The organism is Pseudomonas sp. Irchel s3f10, from assembly GCF_900187515.1.
Classification (GTDB): Bacteria; Pseudomonadota; Gammaproteobacteria; order Pseudomonadales; family Pseudomonadaceae; genus Aquipseudomonas; species Aquipseudomonas tensinigenes.
The window spans coordinates 273,368-287,878 of the sequence record NZ_FYDZ01000003.1 but is presented as its reverse complement, the minus strand read 5'-3'; the positions used below and the strand labels follow the sequence as shown (position 1 = coordinate 287,878).

16 protein-coding genes are annotated in these 14,511 nt (G+C 59.8%); all 16 read right to left on the bottom strand.

All coding sequences use genetic code 11. From position 1 onward, the window contains the following. Window positions 1-9 precede the first annotated feature (9 nt). The 16 genes from icmH to CKW17_RS10370 all read right to left on the bottom strand — a co-directional run bounded on the left by icmH (window position 10) and on the right by CKW17_RS10370 (window position 14,501). Window positions 10-885 (bottom strand): type IVB secretion system protein IcmH/DotU, encoded by an 876-nt coding sequence (icmH, locus tag CKW17_RS10445; protein WP_095119787.1) that lies wholly within the window; start codon window positions 883-885, stop codon window positions 10-12. A gap of 5 nt (window positions 886-890) precedes the next feature. After that, window positions 891-2,222 carry a type VI secretion system baseplate subunit TssK gene (gene tssK, locus CKW17_RS10440; protein ID WP_007920300.1) on the bottom strand — a complete coding sequence of 444 codons (1,332 nt, stop codon included), beginning with the start codon at window positions 2,220-2,222 and terminating at the stop codon, window positions 891-893. A 2-nt stretch (window positions 2,223-2,224) separates the two neighbouring features. Continuing rightward, window positions 2,225-2,725, bottom strand: coding sequence for a type VI secretion system lipoprotein TssJ (gene tssJ / locus CKW17_RS10435; protein ID WP_095119786.1), 501 nt, complete (start codon window positions 2,723-2,725; stop codon window positions 2,225-2,227). Window positions 2,726-2,730: 5 nt separating this feature from the next. Then, window positions 2,731-3,927, bottom strand: a complete 1,197-nt coding sequence (gene tagH, locus CKW17_RS10430; protein ID WP_077575068.1) for a type VI secretion system-associated FHA domain protein TagH — start codon at window positions 3,925-3,927, stop codon at window positions 2,731-2,733. An 18-nt stretch (window positions 3,928-3,945) separates the two neighbouring features. After that, window positions 3,946-4,086 (bottom strand): hypothetical protein, encoded by a 141-nt coding sequence (locus CKW17_RS10425; RefSeq protein ID WP_007920296.1) that lies wholly within the window; start codon window positions 4,084-4,086, stop codon window positions 3,946-3,948. 93 nt (window positions 4,087-4,179) lie between these two features. After that, on the bottom strand, window positions 4,180-5,700 hold the full coding sequence (locus tag CKW17_RS10420; RefSeq protein WP_095113199.1) for a sigma-54-dependent Fis family transcriptional regulator: 1,521 nt from the start codon (window positions 5,698-5,700) through the stop codon (window positions 4,180-4,182). A gap of 10 nt (window positions 5,701-5,710) precedes the next feature. After that, window positions 5,711-8,368, bottom strand: a complete 2,658-nt coding sequence (gene tssH, locus CKW17_RS10415) for a type VI secretion system ATPase TssH (RefSeq protein WP_095119785.1) — start codon at window positions 8,366-8,368, stop codon at window positions 5,711-5,713. Between the two features lie 11 nt (window positions 8,369-8,379). Continuing rightward, on the bottom strand, window positions 8,380-9,387 hold the full coding sequence (tssG, locus tag CKW17_RS10410; protein WP_034152087.1) for a type VI secretion system baseplate subunit TssG: 1,008 nt from the start codon (window positions 9,385-9,387) through the stop codon (window positions 8,380-8,382). Continuing rightward, entirely contained in the window at window positions 9,351-11,138 is a 1,788-nt protein-coding gene (gene tssF, locus CKW17_RS10405; RefSeq protein WP_007920286.1) for a type VI secretion system baseplate subunit TssF, read from the bottom strand. Before tssF ends, tssG begins: the two co-directional genes overlap by 37 nt. 27 nt (window positions 11,139-11,165) lie before the next feature. Further along, entirely contained in the window at window positions 11,166-11,591 is a 426-nt protein-coding gene (locus CKW17_RS10400) for a hypothetical protein (RefSeq protein WP_095119784.1), read from the bottom strand. Further along, on the bottom strand, window positions 11,584-12,000 hold the full coding sequence (locus CKW17_RS10395; protein ID WP_095119783.1) for a hypothetical protein: 417 nt from the start codon (window positions 11,998-12,000) through the stop codon (window positions 11,584-11,586). The genes CKW17_RS10400 and CKW17_RS10395 overlap by 8 nt, the downstream gene beginning before the upstream one ends. Continuing rightward, window positions 12,000-12,374, bottom strand: a complete 375-nt coding sequence (locus CKW17_RS10390; RefSeq protein WP_095119901.1) for a hypothetical protein — start codon at window positions 12,372-12,374, stop codon at window positions 12,000-12,002. Before CKW17_RS10390 ends, CKW17_RS10395 begins: the two co-directional genes overlap by 1 nt. Before the next feature lie 23 nt (window positions 12,375-12,397). After that, complete coding sequence (locus CKW17_RS10385) at window positions 12,398-12,805, bottom strand: hypothetical protein (RefSeq protein WP_256586219.1); 408 nt, start codon at window positions 12,803-12,805, stop codon at window positions 12,398-12,400. A 22-nt stretch (window positions 12,806-12,827) separates the two neighbouring features. Beyond that, window positions 12,828-13,172: a hypothetical protein gene (locus tag CKW17_RS10380; RefSeq protein WP_095119781.1), complete on the bottom strand. Its 345-nt coding sequence runs from the start codon at window positions 13,170-13,172 to the stop codon at window positions 12,828-12,830. Continuing rightward, complete coding sequence (locus CKW17_RS10375) at window positions 13,162-13,986, bottom strand: hypothetical protein (RefSeq protein WP_095119780.1); 825 nt, start codon at window positions 13,984-13,986, stop codon at window positions 13,162-13,164. Before CKW17_RS10375 ends, CKW17_RS10380 begins: the two co-directional genes overlap by 11 nt. A 14-nt stretch (window positions 13,987-14,000) precedes the next feature. Continuing rightward, window positions 14,001-14,501, bottom strand: a complete 501-nt coding sequence (locus CKW17_RS10370; protein WP_095119779.1) for a PAAR domain-containing protein — start codon at window positions 14,499-14,501, stop codon at window positions 14,001-14,003. Between the last annotated feature and the right edge of the window lie 10 nt (window positions 14,502-14,511).

Below are 14,511 nucleotides of genomic sequence, written 5' to 3'. Positions count from 1 at the left end.
CGTCCCTGTTTACGGCTGCGACTGCGGTTGCACCGCGGCCGGATCAAGCGGCTGATAAGGTTGCAGAACGGTGTCGCGCTGCTCGCCCAAGACCCAGGCGAAGCCCGAATACATCACCCCCAGGCAGACAAGAGTGAACAACACCACCATCCACGCCGGCACGATGCGCACCAGGTTGCGGCGCTGATCGTTCAAGCCTTCCCAGTGCGGCGACAACTCGCGCGGCACGTCGCCACGCAACTGACGGATCTGCCGATACAGAGCATCGCGGATGCCTTCAAGTTCGAGCATGCCGCGTGCCTGTACGCGGTACTTGCCTTCGAAACCGAGGGACAGGCACAGATACATCAGCTCGAGCATCGGCAAGTGCTTGACCGGGTTCTTCGACAGTCGATCGAGCAACTGGAAGAACTTCTCGCCACCGAAGGTTTCGTTGTGGAAGCTGCTCAGCAGGCTCATCTGCGACCATTCGCTTTCGTTGCCCCACGGCGTGGTCACGACAGCTTCGTCGACCACGGTGCAGAGCACGTATCGCGCGGCCATCACCTGGCTGCTTTCGGCGCCGTTGTGCAGGGCGCGTACTTCAAACAGTTTCAGGCCCGCAGTCAGTCGCTCATTCAGCGCGTACAAGTCTTCGCGGGTTTCGCTGTGTTTGAGGCGCACCACTTCCGAAAGCAGCTCGGACGAGGCCGCCACCAGCGAATTGAGGCTGATGTTGAACGCTTCTGCCGGGCGCAGGCGCGCGGCGTAGATCATGCGTTCTTCCAGTTGCTCGAAACGCGGCGGCGCGGCGAAGTCGGTCAGCGGACTCGATGCCGGTCCGTGGCCCTGACGATCGAGCAGGACGGTTTTGTCGTCCTGGTTGTAATCCGTTTCCTTGATCATGTCGGTCAGTTCCTGATGGCCCAGAATTTCAGTTCAAGCTCGGCAAATTCGCCGGACACGTGGAACGCGAAACCGCCGGAGCGCTCGAGTTGTGCCAGGTCTTCGGAACTGAGTTCGAGGATGAAATAGGTTTTGTTCGAGTGGAACGCGATCTGCCGTGGGGCCACCGGCAACGGTTTGACCTTGATCCCCGGCAAGTGCAGGTTGACCAGTTGGCGGATACGCTCCACCGGGCCAACCTTGAGGTGCGCCGGCAAGCGGTGGCGCAGTTCTTCGGAGTCGCAGTTGGCACTCGCTGCCAGCACGAACGACGCCGAGCCGAGCAGTTTGTGGTCGTGCAACGGCGAGACGATGATGCCGTACTGACGCGCTTGCAGGATCAGTTCGATGGCGTGCTGTTCGAGCACCATCGACAGCACCTGACGAATCGCTTCCATCAGTTTGCGGAAGCTGCCGCCCTGATCAGCGTGGGAGTAGCGGCTGTCCAGACGCGGGCGTTTGCTCTCGCCGGAGAAGGTCGCCAGATCGCCGAGCATGGTCAGCAGCGTGCGGTACAACTCTTCCGGGTGCACTTGCTCCAGGCCGAGGTAGTGACGCAGCAGCAGTTCGGTGCGGTTGATCAGTTGCAGCATCATGAAGTCGCCGACCTCCGCGCCGCCGACCTTGCCGTTGGAGCGAATCCGCTCGGCAATCGTGTCGCCACGGTGGTTGAGCATGCTGATGACTTCTTTCAGGCACGACAGCAGATAGCTGGAGGCGTGGGCCTGAATGTAGGTCGGCACGAAGTCCGGATCGAGGCTGATCACGCCGTCCGGCGTGGTGTCGAGCACGTCGCAGATCTTCAGCTTCACGTAGGCCTGATCGCTCTGCTGCTCGCCGAGCAACAGTTTGAAGTCCGGGCGACCGCAGCTGACCTGACTGGCAGAGTCGTCGCCGGCGTTGGAGTCAGCCACTTCAGCGTCGTACGCGGTGTAACGCGCGAGCACGTCGGATTGCTCCGGGCGGCGCGACTCGATGTGGTTACCGGTGACCAGCGGCAGCGCCAGATAGATCGGTGTGTTGCCGGTGTTCGGCGGTACGTCCAGCGCCAGCGGCTCGGTGTTGCCACCGAGTTCGAACAGGCTGCCGTCCGGCAGAATCCCCGAGGCTTCACTGATCACCAGTTTGCCCATGTTGAGGAACTGCAAGTCGATCTCCAGATTGAGGAAACCCCAGGTGTAACCACCCAACAATTGCGTGCGGGTTTTCATCTGGTGATCGTAATAACGATCGTTGTGCTGGAAGTGCTGCGGACGCAGCAGCATGCCTTCCTGCCAAATGACTTTATGGGTATTCATGATCAGTCATCCGCCTTGGCGAGCACTTGATTGGTGTTACGGATGCCGGTCTGGTCCAGAGTCAGATCGACTTCGGTGACTTCCAGCGGAGTGATCTGAATGGTGTGGCGCCATTGGGTGTCCGGCAAGTCGCGGTAAGCGGCGAGAACGCCGACATAAAGGCTGCCCTCTTCCACCTTGAGCTTCATCTCCACGGTTTCACCCGGGCGCAGTTCGAGTTCTTCGCTGGCCACCAGATCCGGGTTGAGGGATTCCTTGGCGCGTTCATAAAGGCTGAAGAAGTCAGCGTTCTCGAAGGTCACCGGGTGCTTGAGTTCGAACAGGCGCACGACGATCGGCGACGGCCGACCGTTGAGGTCCGGGTTGAGCTGATCGCTGCCGGTCAGCTTCAGGTTGATCTTGGTCACTTTCGAGTACGGCGACAGCGACGAGCAACCGGCGAGCAGCACCAGCACGGTGAGCGCAGTCAGCGTCTTGAAAAAAGCGGTCGAGCGGCGAGACATGCGCATCATCCTTGGTGGTCGGTGTGGAGGGTGGAGATCAGGCGGATCTGTTCTTCGTAAGCCTGGGCAAAGTCGCGGGCCAGCAGACGCTCGCTCCAGTCATCGTCCTGACGCAGCGCCTGGTGATAACGGCCGAACGCTCTCCAGCGCCCGCCCGAAGTGGCGATCAACGGCTTGTTGTCGCGCTCGAAACGCAGGGTCAGTTGCTCCGGCGAGAAGTGCTCCAGGGTGCCGCGCACGGCGGCGCGGCTGGCGGTCAGCAGGGCCACTTGATGCGCCTGCAGATCGCGGAACGCGCGGGAGATGGCTTGCTCGGCCGGCAGATGGCCGGGCTTGCTTGGCTGCAACAGAATCTGCAGGGCTTCGCTCGGATCGACAGCGAATTTCAGCGGGTTTTTGTTGGTGCCTTGCACGGTGGTCTGGGCCAGACGCAATTCGTTTTTCAGCTCCGAGCGGGTACGCAGGCTCTGCTGCAAACCGCCGATGCTTTGGCGCAGCAAGCGCGCAGCATTCAGCGCCAGGGCTTCGCGTTCGTCGTGGCTGAGGCCTTTGACGTCGACGCCCAGCGCAGCACCGAAATGATCCCAGAAACCTTCGCTTTGACGCTCAACGGCTTTCGGCGCCGGAGCGGGCTCAGGTTCGGCGGGTGCTGCAATCAGCTCCGGCACCATCAGGCTTTCCATGTCGATACGTGCGTAGTCGGCACGCTGACGGGAGTCTTCAGGTTTGGTGTTCGGCGCCAGCAGTTCGTCGATTTCCGAATACACACGCTCTTGTTGCTCGAGAGCATTGAGCGGGTCGAGATCAAGGAACGCGTCGTCCGGGATGATGCTGCCGGCAGCGCGTGGGCGGCCGACTTCACCGTCGAAGGTCGCCGGGTCGCGCACCAGCCGGGCGCGAATTTCGAAATCACCCAGCACGTAGGTGCTGCCGTGCTCGATGCGCACCGGTTCGCCTTTGTGCAGGCGTGCGCCGCTCTCGCCGTCCTGGACACCGTTGCTGCTGGTGTCGGTGAGGAAGAACGTGCCCTCGCGGTAGCTGACAATCGCGTGGTGATTGGACAGGTGACGCTTGCGGTCAGGGATGATCCAGTCGCAGTCCTCGCCCCGCCCGATCACGCCGCCGGCCTGTTTAAAGGTCTTCTGGCACAACTCGGTGGGCACGAACTGCTTGGTGTTCAGCATTTCGAAAACCAATTCCATGTTTGATGCTCCTTGCGGTCACTTGCCGCGATTGACCGCTTGCGGATCACCCAACGGGCGATAGTCGTTGTCGTTGAATTTGTAATTGCCGCTACAGCCGCCCAGGCCGCATAGAACGACGAGGGTCAGCAGGACAGCTTGCCAGTGACGAACAGACATCAGAGGGTCTCCAGGGGTAGACAAAGCACAAAGCGCCGACCCTTGCGGGCGGCGCTGAAATTGGTTTTTGCGAGGATTTCGATGATGTTTTGCCTACCCATCGAAATCTCCCAGATTGATGTTCAGACGGCCGAGCCGATACAGCAGCGTGCGTCGCGGCAGGCCCAATTCGCGCGCGGCGAGGGTCTGGTTGCCATCGTTCTTGCGCAGACAATCGAGCAATAAAGTGCGTTCGACCTGCTCCAGACGTTCGCGCAAATTCAGGTGGCTGTTGTCTTCCGGCATTGCCTCCATGCGCAGGGAGAAATGCTCGGCGAGCAACTCGCCGCCTTCGCACAACAGCACCGCGCGCTCAACGAGTGCCTTGAGTTCACGCACGTTGCCGGGGAAGTTGTAGCCGGACAGGTGTTCCAGCGCCGCACTCGACCAACGCACCGGATCGCGCTGCAAATACGTGCAGGTCTTCTCGGCGAAGTGCTGGGCCAGTTCGAGGATGTCGCCTTCACGCTGACGCAGCGCCGGCAGCTCGATCGGGAATTGCGCGAGGCGGTAGTACAAGTCCTCGCGGAATTTGCCCTCGCTGACCAGCGTCGACAGATCGCGGTGGGTCGCGGCGATGATGCGTACGTCAATCTTGTGGGTGTCGTTGGAACCTAGCGGACGGATCTCGCCTTCCTGCAACACGCGCAAGATCTTCGCCTGCAACGACAGCGGCATGTCGCCGATCTCGTCGAGCAGCAGCGTGCCGCCATTGGCCGCATCGAACAGGCCGGCGCGGTCGCGATCAGCGCCGGTGAAGGCGCCTTTGCGATAGCCGAACAGTTCGCTTTCCAGCAGGTTTTCCGGGACCGCCGCGCAGTTCTGCACGATGAACGCCTGAGAACGACGCGGGCCGCAATCGTGAATCGCCCGCGCCACGACTTCCTTGCCGGTGCCGGTTTCGCCGCGCAACAACACGGTGTACGGGCTGTGCAGGACTTTGCTGATCAGCGAATGGGTCTGGCGCATCGCCGCGCTTTTACCGATCAAGCCATAGCCACTGATGCTCGGCACGCTGCGCGCCACTGTTGCCGATTCTGCCAGCGGCTGACGCAGACGTTGCAGCAGATGCAACTGGCCAAGCACGAACGAGCCGAGCTGGCCGAGGGAATCAGCGAAACCTTGCAGGTGGGTGCGACGACGGCTGGCGCACAGCAGCAAACCTTCAACAGCTTTGTGCTGATTGACCAGTGGCACGCACAACAGCGACTGCCACGGCGAGGTTGCCGCCGGCAGAAAACTGGTTTCGTGCAGGCTGCCGCTCAAGTCATCGAGGCACACCACGCGGTTCTGGCACAGGGCGAATTGCAGCAGTTGTTCACCGTTGTAATCCGCCGGCAGGCTCGCCGCTTCACGCGGTTGCAGAGCGCCGTCGAGGCATTCGGCGTTCATCCCCAGGCAGGTGTGGGTGGCGTCGAGCAGATACAGCTGCGTCAATTCGCAACCGCTCAGCTCGGCCAGACCACGCACGAAGTCACCCAGCAACGCAGCACCGTCCGCCGCCCGCGACAGACTGGCGAACTGCGCCAGCAACGCTTCGGCATAGACCAGTGGCTGCGGCACCTGAGTGAACATCACACCCACCTCAGGCGAACTCGCACGTCACGCTGGCTTCACCGTCCAGCGTGGCATGCACACGCTTGAGGCTTTCACCGGTGGCCATGGCGTCGAGCAGACGATCCGCCACCAGCGGCAAAACGTGCTGGTCGAGCAGATGGTCGATCAGGCGCGCGCCGCTGTCGCTTTGCGTGCAACGCTCGGACAGGTGATCGACGAGGTTCTGGCACCAGCTGAAATCCAGCTGACGACGATTCAGTCGCTCGCCGAGACGACCGAGTTTGATCTCGATCAGCTCGCGCAATACCGGGCCGCCGACCGGGTAGTACGGCACCACTTTCATCCGCGCCAGCAGCGCCGGTTTGAAGTGTTTGCTCAGCACTGGGCGAATGGTTTCTTCGAGGACTTCAGCGGTCGGGCGTGCGCCGTTTTCGCAGAGGTCGCTGATCTTGTCGCTACCGAGGTTCGAGGTCATCAGGATCAACGTGTTGCGGAAGTCGATCTCGCGACCCTCGCCATCGTTGGCCACGCCTTTGTCGAAGATTTGGTAGAACAGGTTAAGCACGTCCGGGTCAGCCTTTTCGACTTCATCGAGCAGCACCACCGAGTATGGCTTCTGGCGTACGGCTTCGGTGAGCATGCCGCCCTCGCCGTAACCGACGTAGCCCGGTGGCGCGCCGATCAGGCGGGAAACGGTGTGCTTCTCCTGGAATTCGGACATGTTGATGGTGGTGATGAAACGATCACCGCCGTACAGCAAGTCAGCGAGGGCCAGTGCAGTTTCGGTTTTACCGACGCCGCTCGGGCCGACCAGCAGGAACACGCCAACCGGTGCGTCCGGTTTGTTCAGGCCGGCAGCGGTGGCGCGCATCGAGCGGTCCAGTGCGTGCACGGCTTGTTCCTGACCGCGAATGCGCGTGCGCAGGTCGGTGGCGAAACTGGCGACTTTGGCGTTGTGCTCGCGGGCCAGTTGCGCCAACGGCACGCCGGTCCAGGCGCTGATCACTTCGGCAACGAGACGCGGGCACACTTCGAAGCTGACCAGACGTTCTTTGACTTGGGCGGCAGTCAGTGCACTGTGGGTTTCGTTGAGCTGGGCTTCCAGCGCTTCGACGCTTTGGCCTTCTTCGACCTCGGCGGCGATGGTCTCGATCACGGTGCCTTCGGCGTCTTCTTCAACGCTGACGGTCGGCTCGACGGCGGCGGCTTCGCGAGCCTTGGCCAGTTGCTGACGCAGTTCCAACAGACGCTCGGCCAGTTGTTTCTGTTCAGTCCACAGGGTTTCCAGCGCGACCATTTCGTCTTCGGCTTCGTCGAGACGAGCTTCCAGCGCGTCCAGTGCTTCGTGGTCGATCAACAGACCAGCCTCGGCATCGCGACGCAGGGCCTGACGCTGACGGCCACCTTCAGCCAGTTCGCCACGCAGGCGCTCAAGGCTTTCCGGGGCGGCGGCGAGGCTGATGCGTACGCGGGCGCAAGCGGTGTCGAGCACATCGACGGCTTTGTCCGGCAGTTGCCGACCAGCCAGGTAACGTGCCGACAATTCCGCCGCCGAAACCACCGCGTCATCACGCAGATAGATGCCGTGGCTCTTCTCGTAAACCTGGGCCAGACCACGGAGGATGGTCACCGCTTCGCTGACGGTCGGTTCGTGCAGTTGCACCGGTTGGAAACGACGGGCCAGCGCCGGGTCTTTCTCGAAGTATTTCTTGTACTCGGCCCAAGTGGTCGCGGCGATGGTGCGCAGTTCGCCACGGGCCAGTGCCGGCTTCAGCAGGTTGGCCGCGTCGGAACCGCCCGCGTTGCCGCCCGCGCCGATCAGGGTGTGGGCTTCGTCGATGAACAAAATGATCGGTTTCGGCGAGGCTTTGACTTCGTCGATCACGCCTTTGAGACGACGTTCGAATTCACCTTTGACGCTGGCGCCGGCCTGCAGCAAGCCCATGTCCAGCGACAGCAGTTCAACGCCTTTGAGCACTTGCGGTACTTCACCGGCAGCAATGCGCGACGCCAGACCTTCGACGATGGCGGTCTTGCCGACACCGGCCTCACCGACCACGATCGGATTGTTCTTGCGGCGACGGGCGAGGATGTCGACCATCTGGCGGATCGCGCCATCGCGGCACAGCACCGGGTCGAGTTTGCCGTCGCGGGCCTGTTGGGTCAGGTTGTGGGTGAAGCGCTGCAACAGCGATTCGCCCTGAGCGGCCGGTTTGCCATTGGCCGCCGGTTGCTCTTTTTGCGACAGGGCAAATTCCTTCAGGCGATCGATGTTCAGCTTGGCGAGCAGCGGCTGATAACGGCTGCCGGCGTAGCGCATCGGGTTACGCAGCAGAGCGAGGATCAACGCCGCGTCTTCAACCTGGGTCTGGCCCAGTTCGAGGTTGGCCACCAGCAGCGCGTCTTGCAGCCACTGCACCAGCTCCGGGGCGAACACCGGGTTGCGCGAAGCGCTGTGTTCGACGCGCGATTGCAGCGCGGCGCTGAGTTCGCCGGCGTCGACGTCTGCATCCTGCAGTGCGCGCGACAACAAGCCGTTCGGACGCTCGAGCAGACCGAGCATCAAATCTTCGACGAGGATCTTGCTGCCGCCACGGGCCACGCAACGCTCGGCAGAACGTTCCAGATCACGACGGGTTTCGGCGTCCAGCGCCTGGATGAGTTGTTGCAGGTCTACGTTGATCATGGCTCACGTCCTTAATGAATTTTGCTGCCCAGGGTCACCACGCCGTCCGCTTTTTCGCGGCCCAGCCAACTGGTCCAACCGAGGCGACAGGCGTTCTGCTCACCGATGCGCAGTTCGCGGATTTCTTCCTGGCGCAGAACCAGGCGGATGTCGTAATCGAGCGGGTCACGCAAGGTGAACCGCACCAGCGCGCAGAGCGGCTGGTAACCGAAACCGATCGGCAGGAATTCATGGAATCGCTGCCAGTCGAGTTCGGTGATGTGAATGCGGAATTTGCCGCTGCGGTCGCGCACGTGTTCGCCGAGCACAAGGTCTTCGCCGAGCAGGCTGTTGGCGCGGCCCAAACGATTGCGCTGCTCTTCGAGAATTTCTACGCGGCGCTCGATGCACTGCTCGATGACCAGGTCTTCGTGCTTGAAGTAGTAACGCAGCACGGCTTCGATCAGCGCCGCCGAGTGCGCACGCAAGCTGAGCAGGCCGAGGTACGGCAGCAAGCGCTTCCAGTTGAGTTCCTTGGCCTTGCGGATCTCTTCGCCACCGAGGCCGATCAGGGCGAACAGCTGGGAAGAGAACGGGTCAATCGCGCCACTCTGGAAGCTTGCGCGATAGCGATATTTGCGCCAGATCGGCAGCATCAGCCGTTGCAGGCGATGGTGGAACAGGTCGAGGAAGTTGCGTGTCGGGTTGCCGTCCTCGCTGTCGCCCAGGGCTTGTTCGCCATAGAACGCCGGCAAAGGCGAACCCGAGCCGACCAGGCCGATCAGGTTGAAACGCATGCGCGCGCGCATCTGCCCGTGTTCTTCGAAAAACTCCACGCGATCAACGTCGCTGCGCGGAAAGCCCAGGCTCGGGTTGGCCTGGAACTCCACGTGGTCGTACAGATCGTCTTCGCTCAGGTACGGGTGTGCCTCGCGCAGCCGGTCGATCACCAGCAGCACGGCCTGAAACAGCGAGTACTCGCGTATTACCTTGGTCAGCCCGCTTAAAGCAGGGGCTGCAGGCCCATACGTGGTGTCCATTGGTACACCTCTCCCTGTGTGCTTTTTACGCGCAGCTCATGGAATGAATTGAGACTGGCGTAAAGCGCGAAAAACTCGTTAAGAACCGAAGCGAAAACGAACAGGTCGCCTTCGCCGATGTACCCTTCCGGGTCGATGGTCAGTTCGGTGCGCAAACCGCGCACCGGCAACCCACGGTGCAAGCGGTCGACGTGGTGATGCTTGATGTGTTTGAGGCCGCCGAGCAGGCGTTTGCTGACCTTCTCCGCGTGCTGGTCGTAGTAGCGCGGCAGGTCGTAGGTTTCGAGAATCACCTTCAACGCATTGACGTCGGCCAGCGACAGATAGTTAAGCGACATGTTGCTGATCAGCTTCCACAGGAAGTCACGGTTCAGCGGTGGCGCGAAGCTGGAAGTGGCCGGGGTGATGTTGCGGAAACTGAGGAACTCCGGCGTCTCTTCGCAGGCCATGCAGATGTCGCCAAGCTTGAGCTTGCGCGGCAGGTTCTGGTTGGTGCAGATCAGCTCGATCGACAGGGTTTCGTGGGCTTCGGTGTGGCGGATGCCGAAGCTCAGGTAGGTGTCGAGGCCGTCGTGCAGCAAGGACGAGCGCTGGCGGATGCTGTAATGCGGACGGCTGTTGGGCACGTCGAAACTCGGGTCGTGCTCGAAGGATTCGAACGGCACGTACTCCTGATAACCAAGGCCACCGGGTTTCCAGCCGGTCACGGTTTCCACCGAAAACACACCGCAGTTTTCCAGATCGTATTCCGCTGGCAGCAGCAGGTATTCATCCTGCTTGCCGTCGAGGCGGATCGGCAGCGCGTCGTGGGCGAACAGGTTGGCAATCGGCGTGCAGAACAGCTTCACGTTATCCAGGGTCGGCCGCATGCGCATGATGCCGCTCTTGCGAATATCGAAGCGCAATTCCAGGCCGCGCATCTGCTTGAGGGTGTCTTCCGGCAGCGCGTTGATGATGTCCAGACCGTTGACGTCGACGAACAGGAACTTGTCCTGAAAGGCGAAGTATTCCTGCAGGTAGCGATAGCCGCGGAAGGTGTTCAGCGGATACGGGATCAACGCTTCTTCTTCGGCAAAGCCCACCGGTTTGACCCGATCACCGGGAATCTTGAACGCCATCGGCTTGCCGCTGACGCCATCGATCGGCTTGCCAGCGCCGTCGAGCGGGATCAGCTCGATACCTTCAAGGTTGCGCAGCAAGCTCAGATAAAGCATCTGGCTGATGTAGCGCTCACCGGCAAAGTGCAGACGCAGTTTGCTCAGCTCCAGCTCACCAAGGTGGCCGTCGGCGCTCATTTCCAGACGCAGGCTGAGCAGCGAGCCGTCGCCCTTCACCGAGTAATTCAGCGCGGCCAGATCCAGCGGCAGCACGTCAGTCGGGTAGCAAGTACGGAAGCGGCAACGCACGTCTTCGATCGGCTTGCTTTCGATCGGCGTATCGCGCTCGACACGCAACGCCGGCCCGGATCGCTTGAGCGGATCGAACTGCAAAATGCTGAACGCCGGCAGCGGACGCATGTAGTTCGGCCACAGCAATTGCATCAGCGAATGGCTGAGTTCCGGCAACTCGTCATCAAGCTTCTGGCGCAGCCGCCCAGTCAGAAACGCAAAGCCTTCGAGCAACCGCTCCACGTCCGGATCCCGCCCGGCCTGGCCCAGATACGGCGCCAACGCCGGACTACGCTCGGCGAAACGGCGACCGAGTTGGCGCAGTGCGGTGAGTTCGCTTTGGTAGTAGTGGTTAAACGACACGGGTTACCTGCCTGGTAGTGGAACGCATCAAAAAAATATCCTGTAGAGCGCGACCGTCACGCCGGCACAGACGTAACCGCCAATCAGGAGAAACGGCACAATCGAGATCCAGCCGTACGCCATGTAAGCGTCACTGAACGGCCCGACGAACAGACTGAACAAGCCATACAGCATCCATGGCACGGCATAGAACGGGATAAACTTCACCGGCGCCCACCACACCATCCGCAGTGCCTGTTGCTCATTGCGGCTCTGCGCCGAACGGGACATCCACAGCGAAAAGCCCAGAAGCCCGGGAATTCCCCACCACAACAGGTACTGCCAATAAATCCCGGACGACTCGGGTGTTGAATACTCGCCATTCCACAGGTCATAGGAACTGATCGCCAACACCGCCAGCAATGGCCACCACAAGGCGCCCATAAAGAAGCTCAGTTGCGCACGACTAAGCATGAGCGGGACTCGCAAGCGACGTCTGTCGCATCAGCGCAAGCTTTTCCCAACGCAGTTCAATGACCTGCGTGAGCAGAATCGCCAACAACGTGACTCCGCCTTGGGCCACGGTGTAGAACAGCGCACGTAGCGGGTTTTCAGGCACCATCATGAACAGAATCCAGGCAACCATCAGAGCGAGCAGACCGAGCTTGGCCCACAGGTTCGGGATGATCGCGGCCAGCGCGTTTATGCCAAAAAATATGTAGATGAACATGTAGTGGGCGATGCCAATCGCCACGCCACGGGTGGTGAATCCGCCGTTGAAAGCCTTGTAGGCCACAACCACTGCGTTATTCAGAAACACGTAGGCCACACATCCCGCCGCGTGGACCACCAGACAGAGTGCCAGACGCGCATAGATATTCATCACTGCGCCACTCCCTGCTTTTTCGGCGTGATCGCCATCCCCGAATACACATAGAGCTCGACGCCGTCATAGCCGCCAATGGCTGCAGCGCTCAATGGGTAGCTGTCCCGTGTGCCGTATCGAACCCAGCCCTCAGTCCACACTCCGCCACTTTCGTGGCGAATCTCGACGTAGTAGTCCGGCGCCTCGTTCCTGGTAACTTCAACGAATACCCCGCCATCCTCGGCGCCAACCCACAACGCGTTGGGATGAGCGAACAGCTTTGGTTCGGTCGAGCTTTCCATTCGCAACAGCAGCGCGAAGCCGACCATAATCGTCAGCAAACCGACCGAGCAGAGGAAAGCGGCCAGGCATTGCCACGCTCTTGATTTCACTGAGCCGTTCCCGCTAAAAAACTTCATGGGCAGAAAGAACCATCAGTAATGCCCCATGAACGAACAGCTTTTTCTTTAGTTCTTTCGGTGCTTGCGACAGCCTTTCGCAACGTCTGCGCGTCGATGGTTTTGGTCGCCGTCGGGCTCTTGATCGACAGGCTGTACTGGTCGCTGATCTGATCGGCCACGTCCTCGCCGAACGATCTGTAGTTGGCGATAGTTCTGCGCTGATTTGGATTCAACACCAAGCGGCGGGCTTTATCGTCATAGTTGGAGTCATGCACCACGGACAATTCCAGAGGCACGCCACAGGTGTTCAGCAGGAAAACATTATTGCTGTAGACCTGCTGAGCGGCGTAGGTAGTCACTGGGATGAAAAACGTGAAAAACACTGCCCCCCCCGACATGGAAATCATCCTTGACTGTTTCATGAGCAGATCGATGCCTCGCTGATCATTTCTTCGTACCTTGTTTCGCACTGCACCATGTTTTGAAATTCAGACGATCAAACCCATGACAAACATTTGCTTTGGAAATAAAAATGTAAGGCGCAGCCGCGTCATAAGAAAAATAATAATAATTTTCCCCATCCTGACCGTAGATCCAATAGGAAGACGACCCTTGATTTATCTCATAAGGTTCAAAGGCGAGGATTGAAGATTCCGCAGGAATAAAATTAACGCCGTCCATTAACAGCATCAGCGAATTGGAGAAAATATTTGTCCACACGACAACCCCCACAGCCAAAATGCCGGCAGCAAGCGCAAGAGTGGTAGACGTCGAGAGTTTACCTTTCATAAAAATACAACCACGCCGTACCTGCTTTCGCTGCGTCTAACAACGTCATAGCATCGGTTGAATACTTTTCGGCAAGCGGCCCCGAACCGTTGTAGGAAGCAATCACCTTTTTCAGCTGGTCGGCGGTCAGCGCTCCGGAGTGACAGCGAGTCCCAGTAGCCCGGTCAACCAGTTCACGTAGATGGCCGGCGCAATAGTAGAGGTCTGCCTTCCAATCATCACCCGGGATTCGCGTGTCCTGGTTCCAGCCAAAAATCCGGTACTGAACGTCTTCGGGCAAAGGTTTCTTGCAGTAATAGTTCTCTGTGTATTGAACGGACTTCTGCAATGTTGCCCTACTCATATTGGCAAAGCCGCTGGAGCCACCGGCCAATTTGTCCGGGACGGCATCGAAAGCCAAGTTGTCAACAATTGCCAGCAGAGTGGTCAGCGACCGCTCGCCGAATTGCATGGTTTGAAGAAATTTACTGCCCTTAGGTCCATTCTCCTGCTGCAGAATAACCGCCAGCAAAATATGCGGGACGCCATAATATTCAGCCGCCTGCTTTATCCAGACACGAATTTCTGTATCAGAGAAACTTGCCTTGAGCATTTCTTTGGTTTTTGGCACGTACCACATAATTTGCAACGGAGAAGGCAGCTCGCCGGTATAGCTCGGGATGCTGTCGTAGCCAGCCAGCGTTGTGACTTCTTTTCCGTTACAGCGGCAAACCTGCAACTCTACCGGCGCAACCTCAGAGGTTTTTGTGCTCGCGGCCGCGCCAGCTGGCACATATTCCTGCCCGTCCTTATTGATTTTTTCAGCCTCGGCCATGAATGAGTACTCCCTCAGCTCTCAATAAAAACTTCGATTTTTTCGGAAGCTGTGTGGGCCTTCACGCGATGAGTCAGGCCCAACTCATTGGTGATTCCACTTTCGAGAGAACCATCCGCTCGACGGAGTAGGTATTTAGTATCCGCAAGCGGATTGCCCAGACCGTTTTTCAGCTGGAACTGAGCATCGAAGCCCGGAATGATCAAAGGCACTGGCGGCACAAACGCCACAGGCGAATGCGAATTCCCGATAATCACCGTGCCAGAACCGGCGGTGACCTTGTTCCCATGCGACCCCACCGAACCGACCGTTGCAGCAGGTTTGCCGTTAATCAAAACCGTGGTCGCCAGATCGCCGACCATCGCACCACCACACGCCGAGGCATCGCCTTGGCGGGCGGCCGCGAGGCCGTCGAAGAACACGTCGCCGGAACCGGCGGCGATCGGGTTGGTACCGTGGCCTGGAAGTGGGCAAGCGGTTGGGTCGGATACGCGTGCTGCTGGTTTGCCAGACATCGGGGATCTC

Bases quoted from the DNA above. Each gene is read 5' to 3' on its own strand.
- tagH (WP_077575068.1), bottom strand. From the start codon at position 3,927: ATGGAATTGGTTTTCGAAATGCTGAACACCAAGCAGTTCGTGCCCACC.
- CKW17_RS10395 (WP_095119783.1), bottom strand. From the start codon at position 12,000: ATGAATATCTATGCGCGTCTGGCACTCTGTCTGGTGGTCCACGCGGCG.
- CKW17_RS10370 (WP_095119779.1), bottom strand. From the start codon at position 14,501: ATGTCTGGCAAACCAGCAGCACGCGTATCCGACCCAACCGCTTGCCCA.
- tssJ (WP_095119786.1), bottom strand. From the start codon at position 2,725: ATGTCTCGCCGCTCGACCGCTTTTTTCAAGACGCTGACTGCGCTCACC.
- CKW17_RS10380 (WP_095119781.1), bottom strand. From the start codon at position 13,172: ATGAAAGGTAAACTCTCGACGTCTACCACTCTTGCGCTTGCTGCCGGC.
- icmH (WP_095119787.1), bottom strand. From the start codon at position 885: ATGATCAAGGAAACGGATTACAACCAGGACGACAAAACCGTCCTGCTC.
- tssK (WP_007920300.1), bottom strand. From the start codon at position 2,222: ATGAATACCCATAAAGTCATTTGGCAGGAAGGCATGCTGCTGCGTCCG.
- tssH (WP_095119785.1), bottom strand. From the start codon at position 8,368: ATGATCAACGTAGACCTGCAACAACTCATCCAGGCGCTGGACGCCGAA.
- CKW17_RS10385 (WP_256586219.1), bottom strand. From the start codon at position 12,805: ATGAAACAGTCAAGGATGATTTCCATGTCGGGGGGGGCAGTGTTTTTC.
- CKW17_RS10420 (WP_095113199.1), bottom strand. From the start codon at position 5,700: ATGTTCACTCAGGTGCCGCAGCCACTGGTCTATGCCGAAGCGTTGCTG.
- CKW17_RS10400 (WP_095119784.1), bottom strand. From the start codon at position 11,591: ATGCTTAGTCGTGCGCAACTGAGCTTCTTTATGGGCGCCTTGTGGTGG.
- tssG (WP_034152087.1), bottom strand. From the start codon at position 9,387: ATGGACACCACGTATGGGCCTGCAGCCCCTGCTTTAAGCGGGCTGACC.
- CKW17_RS10375 (WP_095119780.1), bottom strand. From the start codon at position 13,986: ATGGCCGAGGCTGAAAAAATCAATAAGGACGGGCAGGAATATGTGCCA.
- CKW17_RS10425 (WP_007920296.1), bottom strand. From the start codon at position 4,086: ATGTCTGTTCGTCACTGGCAAGCTGTCCTGCTGACCCTCGTCGTTCTA.